Source organism: Cryobacterium sp. 10S3, from assembly GCF_034344045.1.
GTDB lineage: Bacteria > Actinomycetota > Actinomycetes > Actinomycetales > Microbacteriaceae > Cryobacterium > Cryobacterium glucosi.
Genome location: NZ_CP133773.1, coordinates 1,016,871 through 1,043,692 on the forward strand (window position 1 = coordinate 1,016,871; position 26,822 = coordinate 1,043,692).

The following is a 26,822-nucleotide window of genomic DNA, read 5'->3' on the forward strand; positions in this document are numbered from 1 at the left end:
GCTGAAGAATCCCCCATTCCAGCGAAAGTGACCCCGTGACCCGCCATTTCCTGCGCGACGACGACATCTCCCCGGCCGAACAAGCCGAGATCCTCGACCTGGCCGTTGAGCTCAAGCGCGACCGATTCCAGGCGAAACCCCTCGCGGGCCCCCAGACCGTCGCCGTGATCTTCGACAAGTCGTCGACCCGCACCCGGGTGTCCTTCGCCGTCGGCATCGCCGACCTCGGCGGAAGCCCGCTGATCATCAGCACCGCCAACAGCCAGCTCGGGGGCAAGGAGACCGCGGGCGATACCGCCCGCGTGCTCGAACGCCAGGTCGCCGCGATCGTCTGGCGCACCTACGGCCAGGCCGGCCTCGAGGAGATGGCCCTCGGCACCACCGTGCCCGTCGTCAACGCGCTCTCCGACGACTTCCACCCCTGCCAGCTCCTCGCCGACCTGCTCACCATCCGCGAACACCGCGGCGAGCTCGCCGGCCTCACCCTGACCTTCCTCGGCGACGGCGCCTGCAACATGGCGCACTCCTACCTCCTCGCCGGCGCGACGGCAGGCATGCACATCCGTGTCGCCTCCCCGGCCGGCTACACCCCGCAGCCGCAGGTGCTGGCGGATGCCGAGGCCATCGCCGCGAAGACCGGCGGCTCGATCACCCTCTACACCGACCCCGCGGAAGCGGTCACCGGCGTCGACGTCGTCGTCACGGACACCTGGGTGTCGATGGGTTTCGAGGAGGAGAAGGCCGCACGCGTCGCCTCCCTCGGCGCCTACCGCGTCGACAGCGCGCTGCTCGCCCGCGCCAAGCCCGACGCGCTCTTCATGCACTGCCTCCCCGCCGACCGCGGTTACGAGGTCACCGCGGACGTCATCGACGGGCCGCAGAGCATCATCTGGGATGAGGCCGAGAACCGCCTGCACGCGCAGAAGGCGCTGCTGGTCTGGCTGCTCGGCCACAACACCAACCCGTAAACTGAGACTTAGTAGATATTTAGAGGGAGAACCATGGCTGAACGTGTTGTGCTCGCATACTCCGGTGGACTGGATACCTCGGTCGGCATCGGCTGGCTGAAGGATGCGACCGGCAAGGAGGTCGTAGCACTCGCCATCGACGTCGGGCAGGACGGCGAAGACATGGAGGCCATCCGCCAGCGTGCGCTCGACTGCGGCGCCGTCGAGGCCATCGTCGTCGACGCGAAGGACGAATTCGCCAACGACTACATCGTCCCGGCCCTCAAGGCCAACGCGCTGTACCAGAAGCGCTACCCGCTCGTCTCCGCGCTCAGCCGCCCGCTGATCGCCAAGTACCTCGCCTCCACCGCCAAGGCGCTCGGCGCCGACAGCGTCGCCCACGGCTGCACCGGCAAGGGCAACGACCAGGTCCGGTTCGAGGCCGCCGTCGCCGCGCTCGCTCCCGACCTGATCTCCCTCGCCCCGGTCCGGGACTTCGCGCTGACCCGCGACAAGGCCATCATCTACGCCGCGGAGCACAACCTGCCGATCAAGCAGTCCGCGAAGAGCCCGTACTCGATCGACCAGAACGTCTACGGCCGCGCGGTCGAGACCGGCTTCCTCGAAGACCCGTGGAACGCGCCGATCGAGGACCTCTACACGTACACCCAGGACCCCACGGTCACGCGGGACGCGACCGAGGTCGTCATCCGCTTCGACCAGGGCGTCCCCGTCGCGATCGACGGCAAGCCCGTCACGCCTCTGCAGGCCATCGAGATCATGAACAAGCTCGCCGGCGACCAGGGCGTCGGCCGGATCGACATGGTCGAAGACCGCCTCGTCGGCATCAAGAGCCGCGAGGTCTACGAGGCCCCCGCCGGCATCGCCCTCATCGCCGCGCACGAAGAGCTCGAGAACATGACCATCGAACGCGACCTCGCCCGCTACAAGCGCGGCGTCGAGGCCAAGTGGGCAGAACTCGTCTACGACGGGCTCTGGTTCTCCGGCCTCAAGCGTGCCCTCGACGTGTTCATCGACGAGACGCAGAAGTACGTGACCGGCGACATCCGCCTCAAGCTGCACGCCGGCACCGCGGTCGTCACCGGCCGCACGAGCCCGCAGAGCCTCTACGACTTCAACCTCGCCACCTACGACACCGGAGACACCTTCGACCAGAGCATGGCCAAGGGGTTCATCGAGCTGTGGTCGCTGCCGAGCAAGATCTCCGCACGCCGCGACCTGGCCGGCAAGTAGGGTCCGGAGCATGACAGGCGATTCTCCGGTCAACCGCGCCGGTGAGGCGGGCGCCCTCTGGGGTGGCCGCTTCGCCGGGGGACCGAGCCCCGAGCTCGCACGGTTGAGCAAGTCGACCCAGTTCGACTGGCCACTCGCGCCATACGACATCCGGGGTTCCCGGGCTCACGCCCGTGCCCTGGCCGCCGCTGGTTACCTGAGCGCCGAAGAACTCGCCGCCATGATCGCCGGGCTCGACCGGCTCGACGCCGCCATCAACGATGGAAGCTTCCAGCCTGCCGAGAGCGACGAGGACGTGCACTCCGCCCTCGAACGCGGCCTGATCGACATCGTCGGCGCCCCGCTCGGCGGCAAGCTCCGCGCCGGGCGCAGCCGGAACGACCAGGTCGCCACCCTGATTCGGATGCTGCTCCGCGACAAGGCCGCGAGCATCTCCGCGCACCTGATCACGGTGATCGACGCCCTCGCCGCCCAGGCCGAGGCCAACGAGACCGCGATCATGCCCGGGCGCACCCACCTGCAGCATGCGCAGCCGGTGCTCCTCGCCCACCACCTCTTCGCGCACTGCTGGCCGCTCGTGCGCGACCTCGAACGCTTCACCGACTGGGGCAAGCGCGCGGACTACTCGCCGTACGGTTCCGGCGCCCTCGCCGGGAACACCCTCGGCCTCGACGCCCGGCTCGTCGCGACCGACCTCGGCTTCGGCCACGTCGTCGAGAACTCGATCGACGGAACCGCGAGCCGCGACCTCGTCGCCGAGTTCGCGTACATCACCGCCCAGATCGGCATCGACATCTCCCGCCTCGCCGAGGAGATCATCCTCTGGAACACCCGCGAATTCGGTTTCGTCACCCTCGACGACGCGTACTCGACCGGGTCCTCGATCATGCCGCAGAAGAAGAACCCCGACATCGCCGAACTCGCCCGCGGCAAGTCCGGTCGCATGATCGGCAACCTCACCGGCCTGCTCACGACCCTCAAGGGTCTCCCGCTCGCGTACAACCGCGACCTGCAGGAGGACAAGGAACCCGTCTTCGACTCGATCGACACCCTCGAGGTGCTCCTGCCCGCCTTCGCCGGCATGATGGCGACGCTGACCTTCCACACCGAGCGGATGGCGGAACTCGCCCCCGCGGGCTACTCCCTGGCCACCGATGTCGCCGAATGGCTCGTCAAGCAGCGTGTGTCGTTCCGGGACGCGCACGAGATCACCGGGCTCCTCGTGAAGTACGCCGAGCAGAACGAACTCGAACTCCACGAGGTCGACGATGACGCGCTCCTCACGATCTCCGCGCACCTGACCCCCGAGGTGCGCAGCGTGCTGAGCATCCACGGGTCCGTCGAGGGTCGCGACGGCCAGGGCGGCACCGCCCCGGTTCGCGTTGCCGAGCAGCGTGCCGTGCTCGTCGCCCGGGTGCGCGTGCTCGCCTCGGCACTCGCGCTCTAGCGGGCGCCACGGGTGAACGCCGCGCGGGAACTGCGACGTGACGGGCGCCGCCGGTGAGCCTCGACCGGGAGCTGCTCGCACGGCCGGCGGTCGAACTCGCCCCGCTCGTGCTCGGTGCGGTTCTCCGCCACGGCGGGGTCGCGCTGCGCATCACCGAGGTCGAGGCTTACCTCGGCGACGGAACCGACCCGGGCTCGCATGCCTTCCGGGGTCGCACCCGGCGTAATGCGGCCATGTACGGCCCGCCCGGGCACCTCTACGCGTATTTCAGCTATGGGATGCACGTCTGCGCCAACATCGTCTGTTCCCCGGAGGGTGCCGCGTCAGCGCTCCTGCTCCGCGGAGGCGAGATCGTCGACGGACTGGCCGAAGCCCGGTCGCGCCGCACGACCTCGAAGACCGACGGCGATCTGGCCAGGGGACCGGCGCGGCTCACGATCGCCCTCGGTATCGGGCTCGGCGACGACGGCGCCGATCTCGGCGCCCTGCCGTTCGAGCTGACCCTGCCCGCCATTCCCGCGCCTGCGGTACGCACCGGTCCGCGCACCGGCGTCAGCGGCCCAGGCGGGGGAGTGGCGTTCCCGTGGCGATTCTGGCTCCCGGGCGAGCCGACCGTGTCGCCCTACCGGCGGCATCCGCAGCTTCGAAACGCGTCGGGGGTTTGAGTCACGGACAAAACACCCTCCCGATCGCGCAGAGGGGCCGTAACTCAGCGCACGCAGTCGCTCAGCTCGTCGCGATCTTCACGAGGGCGGCGCACGCGCAGGCCCAGATCAGGCTCGCGAAGGTACCGATGATGAAGCGCTCACGGGTTTCGGCCTCGGTGAGTTCGGTGAACCGGCCGACGCCCTTGATGGCGACGACGACGGCGATCGCCTCGGGGAACCCGGCAAGGATCGCCCCCGCGACCGCGAGCCGTTCGAGGATGCCGATCATGAGACCGCCGCGGAGCACCTCGTGCACGGCACCGGCCGCGCCGGGTACTGCGGGCGTCGCGCCGTCGTCGACGAGGATGCCGCCGTGCTGGCCGGGACGCGCGGAATCGTGGGTGGCGAAGTCGAGTGCGAGCAGGGCCATCGGACCGCCGCCGACGACGGCGAGGGCGAGTGCTATCAGTCCGAGGATGACGCCGAAGGTGTCGCTGCCGCCCGGAGCGGGGGCCGCCGCGATCAGCAGGGCGCCGGCGAGGCCGCCCGCCGAGATGATCGCGAAGGTCTGCTTCCGCCACCGGAACGCGAGCACGGCGCAGACGAGCGAGCCGATCGTCACGAGCAACAGCAGCATCCAGTACAGCGTGGCGAGGATCTGGAAGGACTGGATCGTCATCCGGCGGTGTCCGTTTCTGTCGAAGTCTGCTCGAGGTCTTCCACGAGCCTAACGAGTGCGGGGTGTGCAGCCTCCTCGACCCTCCAGAGCGAGGACTTGATCCGCTGGCTCACCGCGGCGGGCGTGATCCCGAGCCGGGCGGCGATGTCGACCTGGCTGAGCCCGCCGCGCAGCAGGTCGACCGCCGCCCAGCCCTCCGGCGAACGGCGCTGGCGGAGCAGGAGCACGGTCGCGATGAGCGCCTCGACCTCGGCGCCGGCCAGAATCGGTGCGCCAGCGGGCAAGCCGGGGTGGGGCCGGCCGGCGGATGCCCCGGCCGCCGTGGCCCCGGACCCGTCTGCGTCGAGGGCGAAGCGGGCATCCGCTTTCTTGGCTCGCGTCACGGCGGCCCGCGCGGCGATGAATGCCGCGCCGGAGGCCTGCCGGGTGGCGTGGGGGAGCGGCACCCGGACCGGGCCGATGCCGAGGCCGATGCTCCAGTGCCCCGACCGGTGCAGCGCGAACACGACGTCGAGCGCGGTCGCGGCGTCGGTGAGCAGCGCCTGGATCTCGTCGCCGGAGGTCTGGTCTGGCGGCAGGAGGAAGGCGGGGCCGAAGTCGGCGGCGAGGCGGGCGATCATCTCGCCGGCCCGGTCCCGGTCGTGGCGGCTGTCGATCTGGTCTGCGGTGATCACGAACATGAGCGCGCCCTCCGGTGCGATTGCTGTGCAGCGCGGGAGTTCGCCCGCATAAAGTAAGCGTACACACTATATATCTGAATATTCATTCTTCAGGCTTAATTATTCACGATGAAGGCTCAGGCCTGTCCTCCCGGCCCGGCACGGCCGCGCTGGTAATCTGGGCTGCGTGTCAGATCCCGTGATCCTCAAGCAGCAGTCCAACGACGTCACCTTCGAGAATGTCTGGGAGGAGATCTCCTGGCGTGGCCTCGTGCAGGTGTCGACCGACGAGGCCGAGCTGCGCGCGCTGCTCGCGGGGGAGCCGATCACCTTCTATTGCGGGTTCGACCCGACCGCGCCGAGCCTGCACCTCGGAAATCTCGTCCAGCTCCTGCTGATGCGCCGCCTGCAGCTCGCCGGTCACCGGCCGCTCGGCCTCGTCGGCGGTTCCACCGGTCTGATCGGCGACCCGCGGCCCACCGCGGAGCGGGTGCTGAACACCAAGGACACCGTCGGCACCTGGGTCGGCTACCTGCAGGCGCAGGTGTCGCGCTTCCTGAGCGCGGAGGGCGACAATCCCGTCACCCTGGTGAACAACCTCGACTGGACCGGTCCGCTCAGCGCGATCGACTTCCTGCGCGACATCGGCAAGTACTTCCGGGTCGGCACCATGCTCAAGAAGGATGCGGTGAGCGCGCGGCTGAACTCCGACGCCGGCATCAGCTACACCGAGTTCAGCTACCAGGTGCTGCAGGGCCTGGACTTCCTCGAGCTCTTCCGCGCGCACGGCTGCGTGCTGCAGACCGGGGGCAGCGACCAGTGGGGCAATCTCACGAGCGGCACGGACCTGATCCGCAAGGCGGAGGGTGCGAGCGTGCACGCCATCGGCACACCCCTGATCACGAACAGCGACGGCACCAAGTTCGGCAAGAGCGAGGGCAACGCCGTCTGGCTCGACCCCACTCTGACGAGCCCATACGCCTTCTACCAGTTCTGGCTCAACACCGACGACGCCGATGTGATCCTGCGCCTCAAGATCTTCACGTTCCTGACGCGGGCCGAGATCGAGGGCCTCGAGGAATCGGTTGCCACGGAACCCTTCAAGCGGCTCGCCCAGCGCACCCTCGCCGTCTCGGTGACGAGCCTCGTGCACGGGCGGGCGGCGACGGATGCTGCCATCCACGCCGCGCAGGCCCTCTTCGGCCAGGGTGACCTCGCCGACCTCGACGAGGAGACCCTCGAGGCCGCCCTGCGTGAACTCCCCAACACGACAACGGCCCCGCACGCACCTGTCATGCAGTTGCTCGTGGACACCGGACTCACGACGAGCCTGAGCGAGGCCCGGCGCGCGATCAAGCAGGGCGGGGTGTACCTGAACAACGTCAAGGTCCTCAGCGAGGACCAGACCATCGAGGGGGCCGTGCTCCCCGGTGGTGTCGCCGTGCTCCGCCGCGGCAAGAAGACCCTGGCCGGCGTCTTCGTCGAGTAGTCTCCGCCCGGCGTCTTCGTCGAGCAGTCCCCGCCGCGAGAGTACGATTTTGGCCCTTAAACCGCGGGTTTAAGGGCCAAATGTGTACTCTCGCGGATGCTCGTGGGCGGGCATCGGCAGGGTGGTGACACGCCCGGGGTGGTCCGGGTTTTGACGGGGGTGGTGGAGGCACGTAATGTCTTCACGTACCCCAAAGGTGCGGAAAAGCCGCAGTGCTTTCCGGCCTCACGTGGGACCGAAGTTTTACGCTCTTCTCACTCTCGAATCCTTGATTCGGATGTGCGAGGCGTAGGCTTGAAAGTCTTCCTCCCGTAAGTTTTGTCGGATTGGTTGAACTCCTTTTGTGGACGCGTTTTCGTGTCGAGAAGCGGGGTTCCGGCCGATTTGACAGGGGCTGCGGGGGAGGTTAGGTTAGACAAGTTGCCTCGGAGCGACAGCCACTAAGCCGGTTACGGTGTGGCCTGAAGCCGGGTGCGTCCGATCCTTGAGAACTCAACAGCGTGCACAATGTCAAATGCCAAAAACCTCGTGGTTTGGATCCGTTTCTAGCGGTGAAGGGCCAGGAGATTCCTTTGGAAAACATTTATAACAACAAAGCAAGTCAGTAATGATTTGTTCTGTCAGTTTCAAACTTGTGTCTGGTCCGCCCATTCCGGCGGTCAGTCACACTAGATGTGCCGGGGCTTTCGGGTCTTGTGCAATCAAACATTTACGGAGAGTTTGATCCTGGCTCAGGACGAACGCTGGCGGCGTGCTTAACACATGCAAGTCGAACGATGATGGAGAGCTTGCTCTTCGGATTAGTGGCGAACGGGTGAGTAACACGTGAGCAATCTGCCCTTGACTCTGGGATAAGCGTTGGAAACGACGTCTAATACCGGATACGACCCTTGGAGGCATCTCTGGGGGTGGAAAGAATTTTGGTCAGGGATGAGCTCGCGGCCTATCAGCTAGTTGGTGAGGTAATGGCTCACCAAGGCGACGACGGGTAGCCGGCCTGAGAGGGTGACCGGCCACACTGGGACTGAGACACGGCCCAGACTCCTACGGGAGGCAGCAGTGGGGAATATTGCACAATGGGCGAAAGCCTGATGCAGCAACGCCGCGTGAGGGACGACGGCCTTCGGGTTGTAAACCTCTTTTAGTAGGGAAGAAGCGAAAGTGACGGTACCTGCAGAAAAAGCACCGGCTAACTACGTGCCAGCAGCCGCGGTAATACGTAGGGTGCAAGCGTTGTCCGGAATTATTGGGCGTAAAGAGCTCGTAGGCGGTTTGTCGCGTCTGCTGTGAAAACCCGAGGCTCAACCTCGGGCCTGCAGTGGGTACGGGCAGACTAGAGTGCGGTAGGGGAGATTGGAATTCCTGGTGTAGCGGTGGAATGCGCAGATATCAGGAGGAACACCAATGGCGAAGGCAGATCTCTGGGCCGTAACTGACGCTGAGGAGCGAAAGCATGGGGAGCGAACAGGATTAGATACCCTGGTAGTCCATGCCGTAAACGTTGGGAACTAGATGTGGGGACCATTCCACGGTCTCCGTGTCGCAGCTAACGCATTAAGTTCCCCGCCTGGGGAGTACGGCCGCAAGGCTAAAACTCAAAGGAATTGACGGGGGCCCGCACAAGCGGCGGAGCATGCGGATTAATTCGATGCAACGCGAAGAACCTTACCAAGGCTTGACATATAGAGGAAACGGCTGGAAACAGTCGCCCCGCAAGGTCTCTATACAGGTGGTGCATGGTTGTCGTCAGCTCGTGTCGTGAGATGTTGGGTTAAGTCCCGCAACGAGCGCAACCCTCGTCCTATGTTGCCAGCACGTAATGGTGGGAACTCATGGGATACTGCCGGGGTCAACTCGGAGGAAGGTGGGGATGACGTCAAATCATCATGCCCCTTATGTCTTGGGCTTCACGCATGCTACAATGGCCGGTACAAAGGGCTGCAATACCGCAAGGTGGAGCGAATCCCAAAAAGCCGGTCTCAGTTCGGATTGAGGTCTGCAACTCGACCTCATGAAGTCGGAGTCGCTAGTAATCGCAGATCAGCAACGCTGCGGTGAATACGTTCCCGGGCCTTGTACACACCGCCCGTCAAGTCATGAAAGTCGGTAACACCCGAAGCCGGTGGCCTAACCCTCACGGGAAGGAGCTGTCGAAGGTGGGATCGGTGATTAGGACTAAGTCGTAACAAGGTAGCCGTACCGGAAGGTGCGGCTGGATCACCTCCTTTCTAAGGAGCACAGCAGTGCCGTCTGTATACAGCGGAGTAACACTGCCAAGCCATACGAAGACGAATGTTCTTCGATGGCGCTCATGGGTGGAACATTGACATTGATATGCAGAGATCATCTCTGGATCCAGTACGCCTGGTACCGCTTGCGGTGCCTCGTTGGAAAGGTCCGGTTATGAAGGAAACATATATGCACGCTGTTGGGTCCTGAGGGACCGGAACAACTGGGTTTTGCCTGGTTGGACTGTTCCTCTGGACCTTTTCTTGTTCACATCAATCGTGGGCAGGTGAGGGTACCGCCCGTACTTTGAGAACTACACAGTGGACGCGAGCATCTTAAATTTGACAGTCTTCGGACTGCAAATTACAAAGATCTATTTATAGATCATTGGTCAATTTCGATTCTGAATTTATTCAGAATACTTAATCGATTCAAACTCATGTGATTTCAAATTTCTAAGAGCAAACGGTGAATGCCTTGGCATGTAGAGCCGAAGAAGGACGTAGTAATCTGCGATAAGCCTCGGGGAGTTGATAAACGAACTGTGATCCGAGGATGTCCGAATGGGGAAACCCCGCCAGGCCCGTAAGGTGACCTGGTGACTCCCGCCTGAATATATAGGGCGGGTAGAGGGAACGTGGGGAAGTGAAACATCTCAGTACCCACAGGAAGAGAAAACAATAGTGATTCCGTTAGTAGTGGCGAGCGAACCCGGATGAGGCTAAACCGATCATGTGTGATAGCCGGCAGGCGTTGCATGGTCGGGGTTGCGGGACTTTTCTGCTGATTCTGCCGAACAGTGAGGGTTAGAGCGTTGTATAGACGAACAGGATTGAAAGCCTGGTCATAGAGGGTGCGAACCCCGTAGTCGAAATGCAGTAATCGCCCGAAGAGTATCCCAAGTAGCACGGGGCCCGAGAAATCCCGTGTGAATCTGTCAGGACCACCTGATAAGCCTAAATACTCCTACATGACCGATAGTGAACAAGTACCGTGAGGGAAAGGTGAAAAGTACCCCGGGAGGGGAGTGAAATAGTACCTGAAACCGTTTGCTTACAAACCGTTGGAGCCAGTCTGATTCTGGTGACAGCGTGCCTTTTGAAGAATGAGCCTGCGAGTTAGTGATATGTGGCGAGCTTAACCCGAGAGGGGAATGCGTAGCGAAAGCGAGTCTGAATAGGGCGATTCAGTCGCATGTCCTAGACCCGAAGCGAAGTGATCTATCCATGGCCAGGTTGAAGCGACGGTAAGACGTCGTGGAGGACCGAACCCACTTCAGTTGAAAATGGAGGGGATGAGCTGTGGATAGGGGTGAAAGGCCAATCAAACTTCGTGATAGCTGGTTCTCTCCGAAATGCATTTAGGTGCAGCGTTGCGTGTTTCTTGCCGGAGGTAGAGCTACTGGATGGCCGATGGGGCCTAAAAGCTTACTGACGTCAGCCAAACTCCGAATGCCGGTAAGTGAGAGCGCAGCAGTGAGACGGTGGGGGATAAGCTTCATCGTCGAGAGGGAAACAACCCAGACCACCAACTAAGGTCCCAAAGCGCGTGCTAAGTGGGAAAGGATGTGGAGTTGCACAGACAACCAGGAGGTTGGCTTAGAAGCAGCCACCCTTGAAAGAGTGCGTAATAGCTCACTGGTCAAGTGATTCCGCGCCGACAATGTAACGGGGCTCAAGCACGCCACCGAAGTTGTGGCATTGATATTTTTGGTAAGCCGCACACTTGTTGTGTTGGTTCAGCCGTGTTGATGGGTAGGAGAGCGTCGTGTGGCCAGCGAAGCGGCGGTGTAAACCAGCCGTGGAGGCTACACGAGTGAGAATGCAGGCATGAGTAGCGAAAGACGGGTGAGAAACCCGTCCTCCGAAAGATCAAGGTTTCCAGGGCCAGGCTAATCCGCCCTGGGTAAGTCGGGACCTAAGGCGAGGCCGACAGGCGTAGTCGATGGACAACGGGTTTATATTCCCGTACTGGCGAAAAACCGTCCAAGCTAATCCAGTAATGCTAAGCATCTGAATCCTCTAGATGGATCCCTTCGGGGTGAAGCGTGAGGCCTAGCGTGCGACCCTATGCTGGTGCGGTTAGCGTATTAACAGGTGTGACGCAGGAAGGTAGCTGAGCCGGGCGATGGTTGTCCCGGTCTAAGGATGTAGGCCGAGAGATAGGCAAATCCGTCTCTCATATAAGGCTGAGACCCGATGGGTAGCCCGTAAGGGCGAAATCAGTGATCCTATGCTGCCAAGAAAAGCATCGACGCGAGGTTTTAGTCACCCGTACCCCAAACCGACTCAGGTGATCAGGTAGAGAATACTAAGGAGATCGAGAGAATCGTGGTTAAGGAACTCGGCAAAATGCCCCCGTAACTTCGGGAGAAGGGGGGCCGGAGGCGTGAAGGGATTTACTCCTGGAGCGTTCGAAGGCCGCAGAGACCAGTGGGAAGCGACTGTTTACTAAAAACACAGGTCCGTGCCAAGTCGCAAGACGATGTATACGGACTGACGCCTGCCCGGTGCTGGAAGGTTAAGAGGAACGGTTAGCCGCAAGGCGAAGCTGAGAATTTAAGCCCCAGTAAACGGCGGTGGTAACTATAACCATCCTAAGGTAGCGAAATTCCTTGTCGGGTAAGTTCCGACCTGCACGAATGGCGTAACGACTTCCCAGCTGTCTCAACCGCGAACTCGGCGAAATTGCATTACGAGTAAAGATGCTCGTTACGCGCAGCAGGACGGAAAGACCCCGTGACCTTTACTACAGCTTGGTATTGGTGTTCGGTGTGGCTTGTGTAGGATAGGTGGGAGACTGTGAAGCTTGGACGCTAGTTCAGGTGGAGTCAACGTTGAAATACCACTCTGGTCATATTGGATATCTAACTTCGAACCGTGATCCGGTTCAGGGACAGTGCCTGGTGGGTAGTTTAACTGGGGCGGTTGCCTCCTAAAAAGTAACGGAGGCGCCCAAAGGTTCCCTCAACCTGGTTGGCAATCAGGTGTCGAGTGTAAGTGCACAAGGGAGCTTGACTGTGAGACTGACAAGTCGAGCAGGGACGAAAGTCGGGACTAGTGATCCGGCAGTGGCTTGTGGAAGCGCTGTCGCTCAACGGATAAAAGGTACCTCGGGGATAACAGGCTGATCTTGCCCAAGAGTCCATATCGACGGCATGGTTTGGCACCTCGATGTCGGCTCGTCGCATCCTGGGGCTGGAGTAGGTCCCAAGGGTTGGGCTGTTCGCCCATTAAAGCGGTACGCGAGCTGGGTTTAGAACGTCGTGAGACAGTTCGGTCCCTATCCGCTGCGCGCGCAGGAAATTTGAGAAGATCTATCCCTAGTACGAGAGGACCGGGATGGACGAACCTCTGGTGTGTCAGTTGTTCCGCCAGGAGCACCGCTGATTAGCTACGTTCGGAACGGATAACCGCTGAAAGCATCTAAGCGGGAAGCCGGCTTCGAGATGAGATTTCCATCCCTTCGGGGGAGAGGCTCGCAGCTAGACTACTGCGTTGATAGGCCGGATGTGGAAGAGGGGACTAAAGACCCTTGGAGCTGACCGGTACTAATAAGCCAATAATTTGATAACACACCAGTTTGAATAAGCTGCAAGCGTCCACTATGTGGTTCTCGACGTACGGTCGAGAACAACCCCGGCATAACAGCCGGGGTCTATAACTGAAAAATATAGAATCGATCCATCGAAAGATGTTTCGGCGGCTATAGCGAGAGGGAAACGCCCGGTCACATTCCGAACCCGGAAGCTAAGACTCTCAGCGCCGATGGTACTGCAGGGGGGACCCTGTGGGAGAGTAGGACACCGCCGGACTTAACTTAGCAACACCAGAAATACACAAAATGGCCACCTAACGGGTGGCCATTTTGCGTTAAGCCGTAGGCTTGACGAGTCTGCCTTCGAGGCAACCAATTACACAGGAGACACAGTGAGCCCTTCAGGAACTAACGGTAATGACGCACGCGACGGCGGACGCCCGCCCGGGGCTCGCGGCAACAACGGCTCCGGCGGCTATCAGGGCCGCTCCGATCGCCCTCAGCGCGACGGTGAGCGTCCTCCCTATAAGGGCAACTCCGACCGTCCCCAGCGTGACGGCGAACGTCCCCCTTACCGTGGCACCAACGACCGTTCGCAGGGTGGCGAACGTGCACCGTACCGCGGAAACAATGACCGTCCCCAGGGCGACCGCCCCCAGTACGGCGACCGTCCCGCCTATCGCGGCAACACCGACCGCCCGCAGAGCGGCGAGCGTGCCCCGTACCGCGGGAACAGCGAGCGCCCCCAGGGCGATCGTCCCCAGTACCGTGCAAACAGCGACCGTCCGCAGCGCGACGGCGACCGTCCTCCGTACCGCGGCAACAACGAGCGTCCGCAGAGTGGCGAGCGTGCCCCCTACCGTGGCAATTCCGATCGTCCGCAGCGTGATGGTGAGCGTCCCCCCTACCGCGGGAACTCCGACCGTCCCCAGGGCGACCGTGCTCCGTACCGTGGCAACTCCGATCGTCCGCAGTCCGGTGAGCGCGCGCCCTACCGCGGCAACACTGAGCGCCCGCAGCGTGATGGTGAGCGTCCTCCGTACCGCGGTAATTCCGAGCGTCCGCAGTCGGGCGAGCGTGCCCCGTACCGCGGCAATTCCGAGCGCCCCCAGGGCGACCGTGCTCCGTACCGTGGCAACTCCGAGCGTCCGCAGTCCGGTGAGCGCGCGCCCTACCGCGGCAACACTGAGCGCCCGCAGCGTGATGGTGAGCGTCCTCCGTACCGTGGCAACTCCGACCGTCCGCAGTCGGGCGAGCGCGCCCCGTACCGTGGCAACTCCGACCGTCCGCAGGGCGGCGCCGAGCGCAAGCCCTGGTCGAAAGACGCGCCCCGCACCGACCGCCCGCAGCGCGACGGCGAACGTCCCGCGTACCGCGGCAACTCCGATCGTCCCCAGACCGGCGAGCGCAAGCCGTGGTCGAAGGACGCACCGCGCACCGAGCGTCCGCAGTCGGGCGGCGACCGCAAGCCCTGGGCGAACGCGACCCAGCGCGGCGGTTCGGCCACCCGCGCCGGAGCACCGCGCGGCGACGCCGGCAAGAAGCTCTGGACCCGCGACGGCGCCCCCGCCCGCGGCGACCGCGATGCCCGCGCCGTCGAAGATGAAATGACCGAAGAGCAGCGGATGCAGCGCGAGCTGCGTTCGGTGCGCCCGCGCCACGACGATCCCGAGCTCCCCGACGACATCTCGTCTGCCGACCTCGACCGGATCGCACGGAACGAACTCAAGACCCTGACCAAGGACAACGCCGAGGCCGTCGGCGCCCACCTCGCCATGGCCGCCCGGGTCATCGACGAAGACCCCGAGCTCGCCCACCGTCACGTGATGAGCGCCGCCCGCCGTGCCGGCCGCATCGCGGTCGTGCGGGAGAGCCTCGCGATCACCGCGTACGCCACGGGCGACTTCGCCCTTGCTCTGCGCGAACTGCGCACCTACCGCCGCATCTCCGGGTCCAACTCGCAGCTGCCGCTCATGGTCGACAGCGAACGCGGCGTCGGTCGCCCGGACCGCGCCCTCGAGCTCGGCCGTTCCGTCGACCGCTCCACCCTGCCCGCCGGCGTCCAGGTCGCCCTGGCGATCGCGATGTCCGGTGCCCGTCTCGACCTCGGGGAGACCGAGGCCGCCCTGGCCGAGCTCGACATCCCGCAGCTCGACCCGAAGACCGCGTTCTCCTACAGTGCCGAGCTGTTCTCCGCCTACGCCGAGGTGCTCGAGGAACTCGGCCGCACCGACGAGGCCGCGCAGTGGAATGAGCGCGCCGACCGCGCGGATGCCGCCCAGGCATCCGCCGCCGACATCGACGAGACCATCGAGATTCTCGAGATCGACGAAGAGGACACCGACGACGAGTACTTCGACGTCGACGATGCGAGCGACGACGACGACGAAGACGGTGACGAGCCCGAAACCGACGAGCCCGCCGCCGAAATCGACGAGGTCGAAGAGCTCGATGAGATCGACGAGATCGACGTCGCCGACGAGACCATCGACGTGGTGCTGCCGGACTCCGAAGGGGACCCGGCGACGGGAACCGACGAGGAGTCCGATGCTCAGGCGCCGACGCATGAGTGAAACGACGACGCCGCTCACCGGCGTCGACGTGGTGCTCGCTGACCTCGACGGAGTCGTGTACCAGGGACCGCACGCGATCCCGTTCGCGATCGAGAGCCTGAACAAGGCCGCGGAGACCGTGCGGGTCGGCTACCTCACCAACAACGCCTCCCGCACCGACCAGACCGTCGCCGACCACCTCACCGAGCTCGGGCTGCACGCCCGCGCCGAGGACATCGTCACCTCGCCGCAGGCCGCCGTCCGGCTGCTCGCCCAGGAGGTGCCCGCCGGCGCGCGCATCCTCGTCATCGGGGGAGCCGGCCTTGTGAAGGAGGTCGAGAAGGGTGGATTCGAGATCACCCGCTCCGCCGACGACCACCCCGCAGCCGTGATCCAGGGCTTCACGCCCGAACTCGGCTGGAAGGACCTCGCCGAGGCGGCTTTCGCCCTGCACCCGAACGAAGACGGCATCGAGATCCCCTGGGTCGCGACGAACACCGACTGGACGATCCCCGTCGCCCGCGGCATCGCGCCCGGCAATGGCACTCTCGTCGCCGCCGTGCACAGCGCCGTTGGCCGTCTCCCGATCGTGGCAGGCAAGCCGGAGGTCGCGATCTTCGACGAAGCCATGACCCGCTTCCAGGCGAAGCACGCGCTCTTTATCGGCGACCGGCTCGACACCGACATCCTCGGCGCCAACCGGGCGGGCATTCCCGCGGTGCTCGTGCTCACCGGCATCGACAAGGCCAAGCAGGCCCTCGCCGCCGCAGAGAAGGAGCGCCCCCGCTTCATCCTCGACGACCTGCGCCAGCTGCACGAGCCCTACCCGGAGACCGTGTTCTCCAGGGACCGCGCCACTGCGACCGTCGCAGGCGCGAGCGTGCGCATCACTGGTGCTGACGTCGAGATCGTCGCGGAGGGCGACGGCGGGATCAATCTGCTCCGCGCCGCGTGCGCCGTGATCTGGGCGTCCGGCCGGCCCGTCTATGGGCTGAATGTTCCGGAGCGACTGTATCTCAGACGGTAACGTGGAGAGGGTGCAGCAGAACCCAGCGGACATCCCCCAGGGCGTCAGCCCCGTAAATGTGACCATGGCGGACGAACTCCTGTCCCGGCTCGGAGACATCGGCGACCTGCCCCTCGAAGACCGCGCGGCGGCATACGCGCAGTTGCACGACGAGCTGCGCACGCACCTCGAGGGCGGCGACAGTGCACCCCGGCCCTGAGGCGAACGCGGATGCCGGGGCGGACTCCGGGTCCGAGGCTGAGCTTGTTCCTGAGCGGATGCCCGACCAGCGCCTCGACACGGCCCTCGCCGACCGCGGGCTCGTGCGTTCGCGCACGGTAGCGGCGCAGGTGATCGCCGGAGGCCTCGTGACGGTCGACGGCCAGCCCGTCGTCAAGGCGTCCACCAAGGTGCGCGCCGACCAGGTGCTCGTCGTTGCCCCGACCGACCACTACGTCAGCCGCGGCGCCCACAAACTCATCGCGGCGCTCGATGCGTTCGACATCCCCGTCGCGGGCCGGACCGTGCTCGACGCGGGCGCCTCGACGGGCGGCTTCAGCCAGGTGCTCCTCGAACGCGGCGCCGCACAGGTGCTCGCCGTCGACGTCGGCCACGGCCAGCTCGCCCCCGAACTCGCCCTCGAACCGCGCCTCGCGGCCGTCGAGGGGTTCAACCTGCGCTACGCGACGCCGGAAACGCTCGCCGCGGCATCCGGTGTCGACACCCGCCCCGACCTCGTCGTCGGCGACCTGTCGTTCATCTCACTCCCGACCGTGCTGCCTGCCCTCGTGGCGACGGCAGCGGAGGGCGCCGATTTCGTGCTGCTGATCAAGCCGCAGTTCGAGGTCGGCAAGGAGAGCATCCGCGAGGGCGTCGTGCACCGGCCGGCCCTGCGCGCCGACGCGATCGCCGGCGTGCTCTGGGCGGGCTGGGACCTCGGCCTCCGCACAAACGGCCTGATCGCATCCCCGATCGTCGGCGCCGCGGGCAATCGGGAGTATCTGTGCTGGATGAGCGCGCGGGTGGGCAGCAATCCGACAGAATGGATCGACCGCACAACGGCACTGGTGGGAGCGTGACGAGATGACTGCATCACCCCGGCACATCCTTGTCGTCGCGCACACCGGGCGCACGGACTCGCTCCGGGCTGCTGTGACCGTCTGCCAGCAGCTCCTCGCCTCCGACGCGACCCCCGTGCTCGCGCCCACCGAACTCACCGACATCCTCGCCGCCTGCCCCGAGCTCGACGGCCGTCTCGCCATCCTCGGCGAAACCGTGCAGGCGACCGAGCTCGAGCTCGTCATCGTCCTCGGCGGGGACGGCACCATCCTGCGCGCCGCCGAGGTCGTGCGCGGCTGCTCGGCGCCCCTGCTCGGCATCAACCTCGGTCACGTCGGCTTCCTCGCCGAGAGCGAACGCGACGACCTCGGCGAAGCCGTGCGCCGCGCCCTCCTCCGCGACTACCTCGTCGAAGAGCGCATGGCCCTCGCCGTGCGGGTCAAACTCGGCGACGAGGTCATCTACGAAACCTGGGCCCTCAACGAGGCAACCGTCGAAAAGGCGAGCCGTGAGCGGATGCTCGAAGTCGTCGTCGAGGTCGACGGCCGGCCGCTCTCCTCCTTCGGCTGCGACGGCATCGTGATGTCCACCCCGACCGGATCGACCGCGTACGCCTTCTCGGCGGGCGGCCCGATCGTCTGGCCGAGCCTCGACGCGCTCCTGCTCGTCCCGCTCAGCGCCCACGCGCTCTTCTCCCGCCCGCTCGTCGTCGGGCCGGACTCGTCGCTCGCCGTCGAGGTGCTCGCGCACTACGGCGGAGCCGCGGTGCTCTGCGCGGACGGTCGCCGGGTGCACGACCTGCCCGCCGGATCCCGCGTGATCGTGCGCCGCTCCCCGGTGCCGGTGCGCCTCGCCCGCCTGCACTCCGGCCCGTTCACCGACCGCCTGGTGAACAAGTTCAACCTGCCCGTCACGGGCTGGCGCGGACCGGTCGGACGTGAGTGAGCGCCGCGTGAGTGAGCCCCGCGTGGATGAGCCCTGCGCGCCTCGCGCGAGTGAGCCGCGCGTGACCAGGCCCGTCGCGGGGGAGGCCCGCTCGTGATCGAAGAACTCGTCATCCGCGACCTCGGCGTGATCAAGGAAGCCACCCTCCCGCTCGGCCCCGGTTTCACCGCCGTCACGGGCGAGACCGGCGCGGGCAAGACCATGGTCGTCACCGCGCTCGGCCTGCTGCTCGGCGCCCGCGCAGACCCCGGCCTCGTGCGCCACGGCGCGCAGCAGACCTGGGTCGAGGGCCGCTGGCAGGTCGACGCCGACGGCACCGTCGCCGGCCGCGTGCGCGACGCCGGGGGAGACCTCGACGGCCCGGACCTCATCCTCAGCCGTTCGGTTTCGGCCGAGGGCCGCAGCCGCGCCATCGTCGGCGGCCGCAGCGCCCCCGCGAGCGTGCTCGGCGACCTCGGCGGCGACCTCGTCGTCGTGCACGGGCAGTCCGACCAGGTCCGACTCCGCTCCGCCGGCGCCCAGCGCGCCGCCCTCGACCGCTTCGCCGGCCCCGAACTCGGCCCGGTGCTCACCGACTTCGAGACCCACTACCACCGCTGGCAGGACGACCGCGCCGAACTCGCCCGCCTCGTCACCGAACAGGACGAGCGCACGAGCGAGGCCGCCGACCTCCGCGCCGCCATCGACGAGATCGAGGCGATCGCCCCGCAGGCGGCCGAAGACGACGACCTCGCCGCCCGCGCCGAACGGCTCGGCAACCTCGAGGAGCTCCGGCTCGCCGCCGCCCAGTCCCGTGAACTCCTCTCCGCGGAAGAGAACCCCGACGGGCTTCCGGATGCCGTCACCCTGCTCGACGCCGCGCGCCGGCAACTCGAACGCGCCGGCGACCACGACCCTGCCCTGTCCGAGCTCGCCCAGAGCCTCGCGAATGCCGGCTTCCTCGTGGCGGATGTCGCCGCGCAGCTCTCGAGCTACCTCGCCGGCCTCGACGCCGACGGCGCCCGCGAGCTCGAGATCGTGCAGGAGCGACGGGCCGTGCTGACCGGCCTGGCCCGCAAGTACGCCGGCGGCCTCGACGAGGCGATCGCCTTCCTCGACACCGGCAGCGCCCGCCTGCTCGAACTCGACGGGGACACCGACCGGATCGAGCAGCTCCGCGTCGACACCGAAGCCGAGCTGCTCGTCGTCGAGGCGCTCGCGGACCGGCTCACCGGCATCCGCACCACGGCGGCCGCAGCCCTCGGCACCGCCGTCACGGCCGAGCTCAGTGCCCTCGCGATGCCCGACGCCGCCCTCGTCGTCGAGGTCGACAGCGGAGGAGAGCTCACCGCGCACGGCCGCGACCAGGTCGGCATCCTCCTGCGCCCGCACGCGGGAGCCGAACCGCGCACCCTCGCCCGCGGCGCGTCCGGCGGCGAACTGTCCCGGGTGATGCTCGCCATCGAAGTCGTGATCAACGCGACAGACCCGGTTCCGACCTTCGTCTTCGACGAGGTCGACGCCGGCGTCGGCGGCGCGGCCGCGATCGAGATCGGCAGAAGGCTCGCCCGGCTTGCCGAAACCGCCCAGGTCATCGTGGTGACCCATCTCGCCCAGGTCGCGGCCTTCGCGGGCAACCACCTGAGCGTCGTCAAGGACAGCGACGGTTCCGTCACAGAGTCGAGTGTTCGCCAGCTGACCGGCGACGATCGCGCCGCCGAAATGGCCCGGCTGTTGTCCGGCCTGCCCGACTCCGTGAGCGGCCTCGAACACGCCCGCGAACTGATGAACCTCGCGAGTGCTGGCGGATCCACGAAGATCCGATGATAGAGTCGAAGCCCGTGGTGGAAAATAGAAACGCGGACAATTCAGACGGCACGACCAAGCACATCTTTGTGACTGGTGGTGTCGTTTCTTCATTAGGCAAGGGCCTGACGGCGGCAAGCCTCGGCAATCTCCTGACGGCCAGCGGCTTACGCGTGGTCATGCAGAAGCTCGACCCCTACCTCAACGTGGACCCGGGAACGATGAACCCGTTCCAGCACGGCGAGGTCTTCGTCACGGACGACGGCGCGGAGACCGACCTCGACATCGGTCACTACGAGCGGTTCCTCGACATCAACCTCAACCAGGCCGCGAACGTCACCACCGGCCAGGTCTATTCGCAGGTGATCGCGAAGGAACGCCGCGGCGAGTACCTCGGCGACACCGTACAGGTCATCCCGCACATCACCGACGAGATCAAGCGCCGGATGCGCCTCCAGGCCGACGACGCGCTGCGCCCCGACGTGATCATCTCCGAGATCGGCGGCACCGTCGGCGACATCGAGTCGCAGCCGTTCCTCGAGGCCGCCCGCCAGGTGCGCCACGAGCTCGGCCGCCAGAACGTGTTCTTCGTGCACGTCTCCCTCGTGCCCTTCCTCGGCGCGGCCGGCGAGCAGAAGACCAAGCCCACCCAGCACTCCGTCGCTGCGCTCCGCTCGATCGGTATCCAGCCCGACGCGCTCGTGCTGCGCAGCGACCGTCCCGTCTCCGACGCCAACAAGCGGAAGATCGCGCTGATGTGCGACGTCGACGAAGACGCCGTGGTCAACTGCGTCGACGTGCCCAGCATCTACGAGATCCCCGCCGTGCTGCACGAGCAGGGCCTCGACAAATACATCACCGACCACCTCGGCCTGCCCGTCACGAGCGTCGACTGGACCGGCTGGCAGAAGGTGCTCGACGCCGTGCGCGAACCCAAGCACGAGGTCACGATCGGCCTCGTCGGCAAGTACATCGACCTGCCCGACGCCTACCTCTCCGTCACCGAAGCCCTCCGCGCCGGCGGCTTCGCCCACAAGACCAAGGTCCACGTCCGCTGGATCGCCTCAGACGAGTGCGAGACCGAGGAAGGCGCCACCCGCCTGCTCGGCGACCTCGACGGGATCTGCGTTCCCGGCGGCTTCGGCGTGCGCGGCATCGAGGGCAAGCTCGGGGCTCTCCGCTTCGCCCGCGAGAACGGCATCCCCGTGCTCGGCCTCTGTCTCGGCCTGCAGTGCATGGTCATCGAATACGCCCGCAACAAGGCCGGCCTCACCGGGGCGTCCTCCTCCGAGTTCGACCCGGACACCGAGTTCCCCGTGATCGCGACCATGGAAGAGCAGGTCGAGATCATCGCCGGCGGCGACCTCGGCGGCACCATGCGCCTCGGCCTCTACCCGGCCGACCTCGCGGCGGGCTCCCTCGTCGCCGAGCTCTACGGGGCCCCCTCGGCCTCCGAACGCCACCGTCACCGCTACGAGGTCAACAACGCGTTCCGCGAACAGATCGCGGATGCCGGCATGTGGTTCTCCGGGACCTCTCCCGACGGCCACCTGGTCGAGTACGTCGAGCTGCCGCGTGCAGAGCACCCGTTCTACGTCGGGACCCAGGCGCACCCGGAGCTCCGCTCGCGCCCGAGCCACGCGCATCCGCTCTTCCGCGGCCTGATCGGCGCCGCACTCGACCGCCAGCAGGCCAGCCGCCTGTTCGAGGTCAACGAGGGCAACGACACGGGCGACGAGACCGTCGACGTCGCTGCGGTCGTCGGCGCCGAGGCCTGAGCCGTGACTGAGCTCCTCGAGGACGAGGTCGCCTCCGCGGCGGTCTCCGAGTCCGATGTGGTCTTCGCCGGCCACGTCTGGGACATCCGCAAGGACACCTTCCGCTACGGCGACTCCGACATCGTGCGCGACTACGTCGACCACACCGGTGCCGTCGCCGTCTTCGCCCTCGACGAGGACGACCGGGTGCTGCTGATCAAGCAGTACCGGCACCCCGTCGGCATGCGCGAGTGGGAACTGCCCGCCGGCCTCCTCGACGAGGCCAACGAGCATCCGGTCGAGGCGGCCAAGCGCGAACTGGGCGAGGAAACCGACTACGTCGCCGCCGAGTGGCACGTTCTGAGCGAGTTCTACACGTCACCGGGCGGCAGCAACGAGGCCTTGCGCGTCTACCTGGCCCGCGGCCTCACCGCCGCGCCCGAGGTCTTCAACCGCACCGAAGAGGAAGCCGACATGGAGATCCGCTGGGTCCCCTTCGCCGACTGCCTCGACGCCGTGCTCGCACGCCGGGTGCAGAACCCCGCGCTCGTGATCTCGGTGCTCGCCGCGTTCGCCGCGAAGGAACGCAACTGGAGCACCCTCGGCGCCGCAGACCTGCCCTGGCCGCGGCACCCGAACAATTGGAATCACACCGGCCGATGACGGTCGCGGCGGCGGTCGAAGCGTTCCTGCGGCACGTCGCGATCGAGCGCGGGCTCAGCGCGAACACCGTCGCCGCCTATCGGCGCGACCTCGTGGTCTACGCCGGCTGGCTCGAGGCCGAGGGCCTCACCGAACCCGGTCAGGTCACGGCGCTGCACGTCTCCGCGTTCGTGCGGCACCTCGCGACCCGATCCGAGTCGCCGCTCACGGCCGCGTCGATCGCGCGGATGCTGTCGACCGTGCGCGGGCTGCACCGGTTCCTGCTCGAGGAATCCCTCGTCGACGCGGACGTCGCCCACGACGTGAAACCGCCGAAGCTCGCGACCCGGCTGCCGAAGGCCATCAGCATCGAGCAGGTGGCCCTGCTGCTCGCCGCGACCGACGGCGAGGACGTTCACCAGCTGCGCGACAAGGCGCTCCTCGAATTGCTCTACGCGACCGGCGCGCGCATCTCCGAGGCCGTCGACCTCAACGTCGACGACGTGCTCGACCTCGACGTCATACGGCTCACCGGAAAGGGCGCCAAGCAACGCCTGGTTCCGGTCGGCAGCTTCGCCCGTGCGGCCGTTGAGGCCTACCTGGTGCGGGGGAGGCCCCTGCTCTCTGCACGCGGCCCGGCGACCCCCGCGCTCTTCCTCGGGCTGCGCGGCCGGCGCCTCGGCCGCCAGAACGCCTGGCTCCTGATCCGCGCCGCCGCCGAGCGCGCCGGCCTCGAGGGCCACGTCTCGCCGCACACGCTCCGGCACTCCTTCGCGACGCACCTCCTCGCCGGCGGCGCCGACGTGCGCGTCGTGCAGGAACTCCTCGGCCACTCCTCCGTCGCGACGACCCAGCTGTACACCCTCGTCACGGCGGACACCCTCCGCGACATGTACACCACGGCACACCCGCGCGCCCGCTGAGCCCGCTGAATCCGGGGCATCCGCGGTATCAGGCGGATGCGGAACCGCGGCTTCCCGGCGATCCTTGCGGAAGGGCGCCGATCGGCTCGCTACACTCGACTGAGTGATGGGTGCAGGACGGAACGAGGACACCGGAGTGAAGCGCGAAAAAGCTGACCGGACACTACTCCCCGGATTCGAGGACGTGGTCGTCGGTGCAACCGGACGGCCGAAACACGAATTCGACGAACCCGCGGCGCTGAAAAGCCACGGCCCCGCGCGCATCATCTCGCTCTGCAACCAGAAGGGCGGCGTCGGCAAGACGACGACCACCATCAACCTGGGTGCCGCACTCGCCGGTTACGGCCGCCGCGTGCTCGCCATCGACTTCGACCCCCAGGGCGCACTCTCCGCGGGCCTCGGCATCCCCACGCACGACCTGCCGACCGTCTACGACCTGCTGCTCGGCAACAAGTACACCCCGGCCGAGGTCATCCAGAAGACCGCTGTCGAGAACCTCGACATCATGCCCGCGAACATCGACCTCTCCGCCGCGGAGGTGCACCTCGTCAACGAGGTCGCCCGCGAGCAGATCCTCGCCCGGGTGCTCCGCAAGGTGTCCGCCGACTACGACGTCATCCTGATCGACTGCCAGCCCTCGCTCGGCATCCTCACCGTCAACGCCCTGACCGCGAGCCACGGCGTGCTCATCCCGCTCGAGTGCGAATTCTTCGCCCTGCGCGGCGTCGCCCTCCTGATCGAGACCATCGACAAGGTGCGCGACCGCCTCAACCCCGCGATCGAACTCGACGGCATCCTCGCGACCATGTTCGACTCGCGCACGCTGCACTCCCGCGAGGTCCTCGAGCGCGTCGTCGACGCCTTCGGCGACAGCGTGCTCGAAACCGTCATCGGCCGCACGGTGAAGTTTCCAGACGCGAGCGTCGCCGGGGTGCCGATCACCGAGTTCGCGCCGGAACACGCGGCCGCCAAGGCCTACCGCCAGGCGGCGCGGGAACTGATCCAGCGTGGCGCTGTCGCCTGACACCGTCCCCTCGCGGACATTCTCGGTCGCCCTGGGCAACTTCGAGGGCCCGTTCGACCTGCTGCTCTCCCTGATCGGCAAGCACGAACTCGACATCACCGAGGTGTCGCTCAGCCGCGTCACCGACGAGTTCATCGCCCACCTCAAGGGGCTCGACCAGGCCGAGGAACTCGACCAGGCGAGCGAATTCCTCGTCGTCGCCGCGACCCTGCTCGACCTCAAGGTCGCCGGGCTCCTGCCGCAGGGCGAGCTCGTCGACGCCGAGGATGCCGCCTTGCTCGAGGCCAGGGACCTGCTGTTCGCCCGGCTCCTGCAGTACCGCGCCTTCAAGACCGCCTCGGCCTGGTTCCTCGGCCGGATCGAGGTCGAGTCCGGCCGGCACGTGCGTTCCGTGCGCCTCGAGGACAAGTTCCGGCAGCAGACCCCTGAGCTCGTCTGGACGCTCTCCCTCGCCGACTTCGCCGCCCTCGCCACCCGGGCGCTCACCCCGCGTGAGGTGCCCACCGTGGGGCTGGACCACCTGCACGCGCCGCTGGTCAGCATCCGTGAGCAGGCGGCCTGGCTCGTCGGGATGCTGCGCTCAGGCGACACGCTCACCTTCCGTGAACTCATTGCCGACGTCGAACTGACCGGCGTGATCATCGCGCGTTTTCTCGCCGTGCTCGAGCTCTACCGGCGCGGCTTCCTCTCCTTCGACCAGCTCGAACCCCTCGGCGACCTGAGCCTGCACTGGAGTGCCGCGGCGTCCCCGGACGAGGACTGGTCGGACGACACCCTCGCGAACCTCGGAGCGGACTATGACAACTGACACCCTGGCCGGCCCCGGTGCAGGAACCGGCGCGACCCGCACGCCCGGCGCAGCTCCTGCACCCGGCAGCGCACTTGCCGTCGAGGCCGCCGCCCTGGACCGCTCTCTCGAGGCGATCCTGATGGTCGCCGACGAACCGCAGAGCCTGCTGCACCTCGGCACCGCGCTCCGCAGGCCGCTGAGCGACGTGCGCCGCTCGATCGCCCGGCTCGTCGCCGACTTCGACGGCACGGCAGGCACCGTGCGCCGCGGTTTCGAGCTGCGCGAGGTCGCCGGCGGCTGGCGCATCTACGTGCGACCGGAATACGACACCGCCGTCGCCGACTTCGTGCTCACCCAGAACCCGAGCAAACTGTCCCAGGCGGCCCTCGAGACCCTCGCCGTGATCGCATACAAGCAACCGATCAGCCGCGGGGCGGTAGCCTCAATCAGGGCCGTTAACGTGGACTCGGTCGTACGCACCCTCGTGGGGCGCGGCCTGATCACCGAGGTCTTCACCGATAGTGAGACCGGTGCGATCAACTACGGCACCACAGACTTGCTGCTCACACAGCTGGGAATCAACTCGCTCGACGAGTTGCCCTACTTATCGCCCCTGCTCGCAGACGGCGCAAATGGATTTGAGGATTCACCATGACGATCGACCCCCAGGGCACGCCCACCAACCCGGAAGCCGCCGCGGACGGCGTGCGCCTGCAGAAGGTGATGGCCTCGGCCGGTGTCGCCTCCCGCCGGGTCTCCGAAGACCTCATCGCCGCGGGCCGGGTGCGCGTGAACGGCAAGGTCGTCACCGAACTGGGACGCCGCATCCACCCGGACCACGACCAGATCATGGTCGACAACGTCGCCATCCAGCTCGACACCAGCCGCCGCTACGTGATGCTCAACAAGCCCGTCGGCGTCGTCTCCTCGATGCAGGACGAGAGCGGCCGACCCGACCTGCGCGAATTCACCGAGCAGTTCGAGGAGCGCCTCTTCAACGTCGGCCGCCTCGACGCCATGACGAGCGGCCTGCTCATCCTGACCAACGACGGCGACCTCGCCCACATCCTCGCGCACCCCTCCTTCGGCGTGATGAAGACCTATATCGCCAAAGTCGAGGGCCGCGTCACCGCGCAGACCATCCAGTTGCTGCAGACCGGCATCGAACTCGACGACGGCCCGATCAACGCCGACAAGGCCCGGATCCTGACGAGCCCTCCCGGCGACGGCTTCAGCCTCGTCGAGCTCACCCTGCACTCCGGGCGCAACCGGATCGTGCGCCGGATGATGGAGGCCGTCGGCCACCCCGTCGTCGACCTCGTCCGCCGCCAGTTCGGACCCCTGCACCTCGGCACCCTGCGGGCCGGTGACCTGCGCGACTTGACTAAGGTTGAACTCGGTCAGCTGCTCACGATTTCGCGGGCGGACACCGAATACTAGAGGCACAACAC

The 26,822-nt window shown here is 66.2% G+C and carries 20 protein-coding genes and 3 rRNA genes; 21 read left to right on the plus strand and 2 right to left on the minus strand.

The window, feature by feature from the left end:
- The first annotated feature begins 35 nt into the window (after positions 1-35).
- From argF to RHM57_RS04700, 4 genes are read left to right on the plus strand one after another with little or no spacing between them, the layout of a single operon-like run.
- On the plus strand, positions 36-968 hold the full coding sequence (gene argF / locus RHM57_RS04685) for an ornithine carbamoyltransferase (protein WP_134447015.1): 933 nt from the start codon (positions 36-38) through the stop codon (positions 966-968).
- A gap of 33 nt (positions 969-1,001) precedes the next feature.
- The gene (locus tag RHM57_RS04690; RefSeq protein WP_134447017.1) at positions 1,002-2,201 is read left to right on the plus strand and encodes an argininosuccinate synthase; all 1,200 of its coding nucleotides are present in this window, start codon (positions 1,002-1,004) and stop codon (positions 2,199-2,201) included.
- A 10-nt stretch (positions 2,202-2,211) separates the two neighbouring features.
- The gene (argH, locus tag RHM57_RS04695) at positions 2,212-3,648 is read left to right on the plus strand and encodes an argininosuccinate lyase (RefSeq protein ID WP_322189605.1); all 1,437 of its coding nucleotides are present in this window, start codon (positions 2,212-2,214) and stop codon (positions 3,646-3,648) included.
- 53 nt (positions 3,649-3,701) lie between these two features.
- Positions 3,702-4,313 (plus strand): DNA-3-methyladenine glycosylase, encoded by a 612-nt coding sequence (locus RHM57_RS04700; RefSeq protein WP_322189606.1) that lies wholly within the window; start codon positions 3,702-3,704, stop codon positions 4,311-4,313.
- Positions 4,314-4,374: 61 nt separating this feature from the next.
- Here the strand turns inward: RHM57_RS04700 and RHM57_RS04705 are convergent, their stop codons facing one another.
- Both RHM57_RS04705 and RHM57_RS04710 read right to left on the minus strand, forming a co-directional pair.
- Complete coding sequence (locus RHM57_RS04705; RefSeq protein WP_322136125.1) at positions 4,375-4,974, minus strand: hypothetical protein; 600 nt, start codon at positions 4,972-4,974, stop codon at positions 4,375-4,377.
- Positions 4,971-5,654, minus strand: a complete 684-nt coding sequence (locus RHM57_RS04710) for a winged helix-turn-helix transcriptional regulator (RefSeq protein WP_134559704.1) — start codon at positions 5,652-5,654, stop codon at positions 4,971-4,973. Before RHM57_RS04710 ends, RHM57_RS04705 begins: the two co-directional genes overlap by 4 nt.
- A 166-nt stretch (positions 5,655-5,820) precedes the next feature.
- Here RHM57_RS04710 and tyrS point away from each other — a divergent pair, with 166 nt between their 5' ends.
- From tyrS to RHM57_RS04795, 17 genes are all read left to right on the plus strand, one after another.
- Positions 5,821-7,122 carry a tyrosine--tRNA ligase gene (gene tyrS, locus RHM57_RS04715; RefSeq protein WP_241975411.1) on the plus strand — a complete coding sequence of 434 codons (1,302 nt, stop codon included), beginning with the start codon at positions 5,821-5,823 and terminating at the stop codon, positions 7,120-7,122.
- A 708-nt stretch (positions 7,123-7,830) separates the two neighbouring features.
- Positions 7,831-9,350: ribosomal RNA gene (locus RHM57_RS04720) — 16S ribosomal RNA — on the plus strand.
- Positions 9,351-9,796: 446 nt separating this feature from the next.
- A 23S ribosomal RNA gene (locus RHM57_RS04725) occupies positions 9,797-12,925 on the plus strand.
- Between the two features lie 123 nt (positions 12,926-13,048).
- A 5S ribosomal RNA gene (gene rrf / locus RHM57_RS04730) occupies positions 13,049-13,165 on the plus strand.
- Together the 16S, 23S and 5S rRNA genes form the textbook arrangement of a ribosomal RNA operon.
- A 115-nt stretch (positions 13,166-13,280) precedes the next feature.
- Positions 13,281-15,461 (plus strand): primosomal protein, encoded by a 2,181-nt coding sequence (locus RHM57_RS04735; RefSeq protein ID WP_322189607.1) that lies wholly within the window; start codon positions 13,281-13,283, stop codon positions 15,459-15,461.
- Positions 15,454-16,467 (plus strand): HAD-IIA family hydrolase, encoded by a 1,014-nt coding sequence (locus tag RHM57_RS04740; protein WP_416173105.1) that lies wholly within the window; start codon positions 15,454-15,456, stop codon positions 16,465-16,467. Before RHM57_RS04735 ends, RHM57_RS04740 begins: the two co-directional genes overlap by 8 nt.
- Before the next feature lie 10 nt (positions 16,468-16,477).
- On the plus strand, positions 16,478-16,666 hold the full coding sequence (locus RHM57_RS04745; RefSeq protein ID WP_322189609.1) for a hypothetical protein: 189 nt from the start codon (positions 16,478-16,480) through the stop codon (positions 16,664-16,666).
- A 58-nt stretch (positions 16,667-16,724) separates the two neighbouring features.
- The gene (locus tag RHM57_RS04750; protein WP_134450266.1) at positions 16,725-17,525 is read left to right on the plus strand and encodes a TlyA family RNA methyltransferase; all 801 of its coding nucleotides are present in this window, start codon (positions 16,725-16,727) and stop codon (positions 17,523-17,525) included.
- Between the two features lie 4 nt (positions 17,526-17,529).
- Complete coding sequence (locus RHM57_RS04755; protein WP_134450153.1) at positions 17,530-18,450, plus strand: NAD kinase; 921 nt, start codon at positions 17,530-17,532, stop codon at positions 18,448-18,450.
- A 93-nt stretch (positions 18,451-18,543) separates the two neighbouring features.
- Positions 18,544-20,256, plus strand: coding sequence for a DNA repair protein RecN (gene recN, locus RHM57_RS04760; RefSeq protein WP_134562269.1), 1,713 nt, complete (start codon positions 18,544-18,546; stop codon positions 20,254-20,256).
- Complete coding sequence (locus RHM57_RS04765; RefSeq protein WP_134558561.1) at positions 20,253-22,013, plus strand: CTP synthase; 1,761 nt, start codon at positions 20,253-20,255, stop codon at positions 22,011-22,013. Before recN ends, RHM57_RS04765 begins: the two co-directional genes overlap by 4 nt.
- A gap of 3 nt (positions 22,014-22,016) precedes the next feature.
- Complete coding sequence (locus RHM57_RS04770; protein ID WP_134558560.1) at positions 22,017-22,655, plus strand: NUDIX domain-containing protein; 639 nt, start codon at positions 22,017-22,019, stop codon at positions 22,653-22,655.
- Positions 22,652-23,557: a site-specific tyrosine recombinase XerD gene (gene xerD, locus RHM57_RS04775; RefSeq protein ID WP_322136119.1), complete on the plus strand. Its 906-nt coding sequence runs from the start codon at positions 22,652-22,654 to the stop codon at positions 23,555-23,557. The genes RHM57_RS04770 and xerD overlap by 4 nt, the downstream gene beginning before the upstream one ends.
- Before the next feature lie 136 nt (positions 23,558-23,693).
- Complete coding sequence (locus tag RHM57_RS04780) at positions 23,694-24,581, plus strand: ParA family protein (RefSeq protein WP_241975279.1); 888 nt, start codon at positions 23,694-23,696, stop codon at positions 24,579-24,581.
- Positions 24,565-25,389 carry a segregation and condensation protein A gene (locus RHM57_RS04785; RefSeq protein ID WP_134558558.1) on the plus strand — a complete coding sequence of 275 codons (825 nt, stop codon included), beginning with the start codon at positions 24,565-24,567 and terminating at the stop codon, positions 25,387-25,389. The genes RHM57_RS04780 and RHM57_RS04785 overlap by 17 nt, the downstream gene beginning before the upstream one ends.
- Entirely contained in the window at positions 25,379-26,026 is a 648-nt protein-coding gene (gene scpB / locus RHM57_RS04790) for an SMC-Scp complex subunit ScpB (protein ID WP_134562271.1), read from the plus strand. Before RHM57_RS04785 ends, scpB begins: the two co-directional genes overlap by 11 nt.
- Positions 26,023-26,811 carry a pseudouridine synthase gene (locus RHM57_RS04795; RefSeq protein WP_134450161.1) on the plus strand — a complete coding sequence of 263 codons (789 nt, stop codon included), beginning with the start codon at positions 26,023-26,025 and terminating at the stop codon, positions 26,809-26,811. The genes scpB and RHM57_RS04795 overlap by 4 nt, the downstream gene beginning before the upstream one ends.
- The last annotated feature ends 11 nt before the right edge of the window (positions 26,812-26,822 follow it).

Coding starts and splice junctions, on each gene's coding strand:
- RHM57_RS04740 (WP_416173105.1), top strand. CDS start 15,454: ATGAGTGAAACGACGACGCCGCTCACCGGCGTCGACGTGGTGCTCGCT.
- xerD (WP_322136119.1), top strand. CDS start 22,652: ATGACGGTCGCGGCGGCGGTCGAAGCGTTCCTGCGGCACGTCGCGATC.
- RHM57_RS04765 (WP_134558561.1), top strand. CDS start 20,253: ATGATAGAGTCGAAGCCCGTGGTGGAAAATAGAAACGCGGACAATTCA.
- RHM57_RS04750 (WP_134450266.1), top strand. CDS start 16,725: ATGCCCGACCAGCGCCTCGACACGGCCCTCGCCGACCGCGGGCTCGTG.
- scpB (WP_134562271.1), top strand. CDS start 25,379: ATGACAACTGACACCCTGGCCGGCCCCGGTGCAGGAACCGGCGCGACC.
- RHM57_RS04710 (WP_134559704.1), bottom strand. CDS start 5,654: ATGTTCGTGATCACCGCAGACCAGATCGACAGCCGCCACGACCGGGAC.
- argH (WP_322189605.1), top strand. CDS start 2,212: ATGACAGGCGATTCTCCGGTCAACCGCGCCGGTGAGGCGGGCGCCCTC.
- RHM57_RS04705 (WP_322136125.1), bottom strand. CDS start 4,974: ATGACGATCCAGTCCTTCCAGATCCTCGCCACGCTGTACTGGATGCTG.
- RHM57_RS04755 (WP_134450153.1), top strand. CDS start 17,530: ATGACTGCATCACCCCGGCACATCCTTGTCGTCGCGCACACCGGGCGC.
- RHM57_RS04690 (WP_134447017.1), top strand. CDS start 1,002: ATGGCTGAACGTGTTGTGCTCGCATACTCCGGTGGACTGGATACCTCG.
- RHM57_RS04795 (WP_134450161.1), top strand. CDS start 26,023: ATGACGATCGACCCCCAGGGCACGCCCACCAACCCGGAAGCCGCCGCG.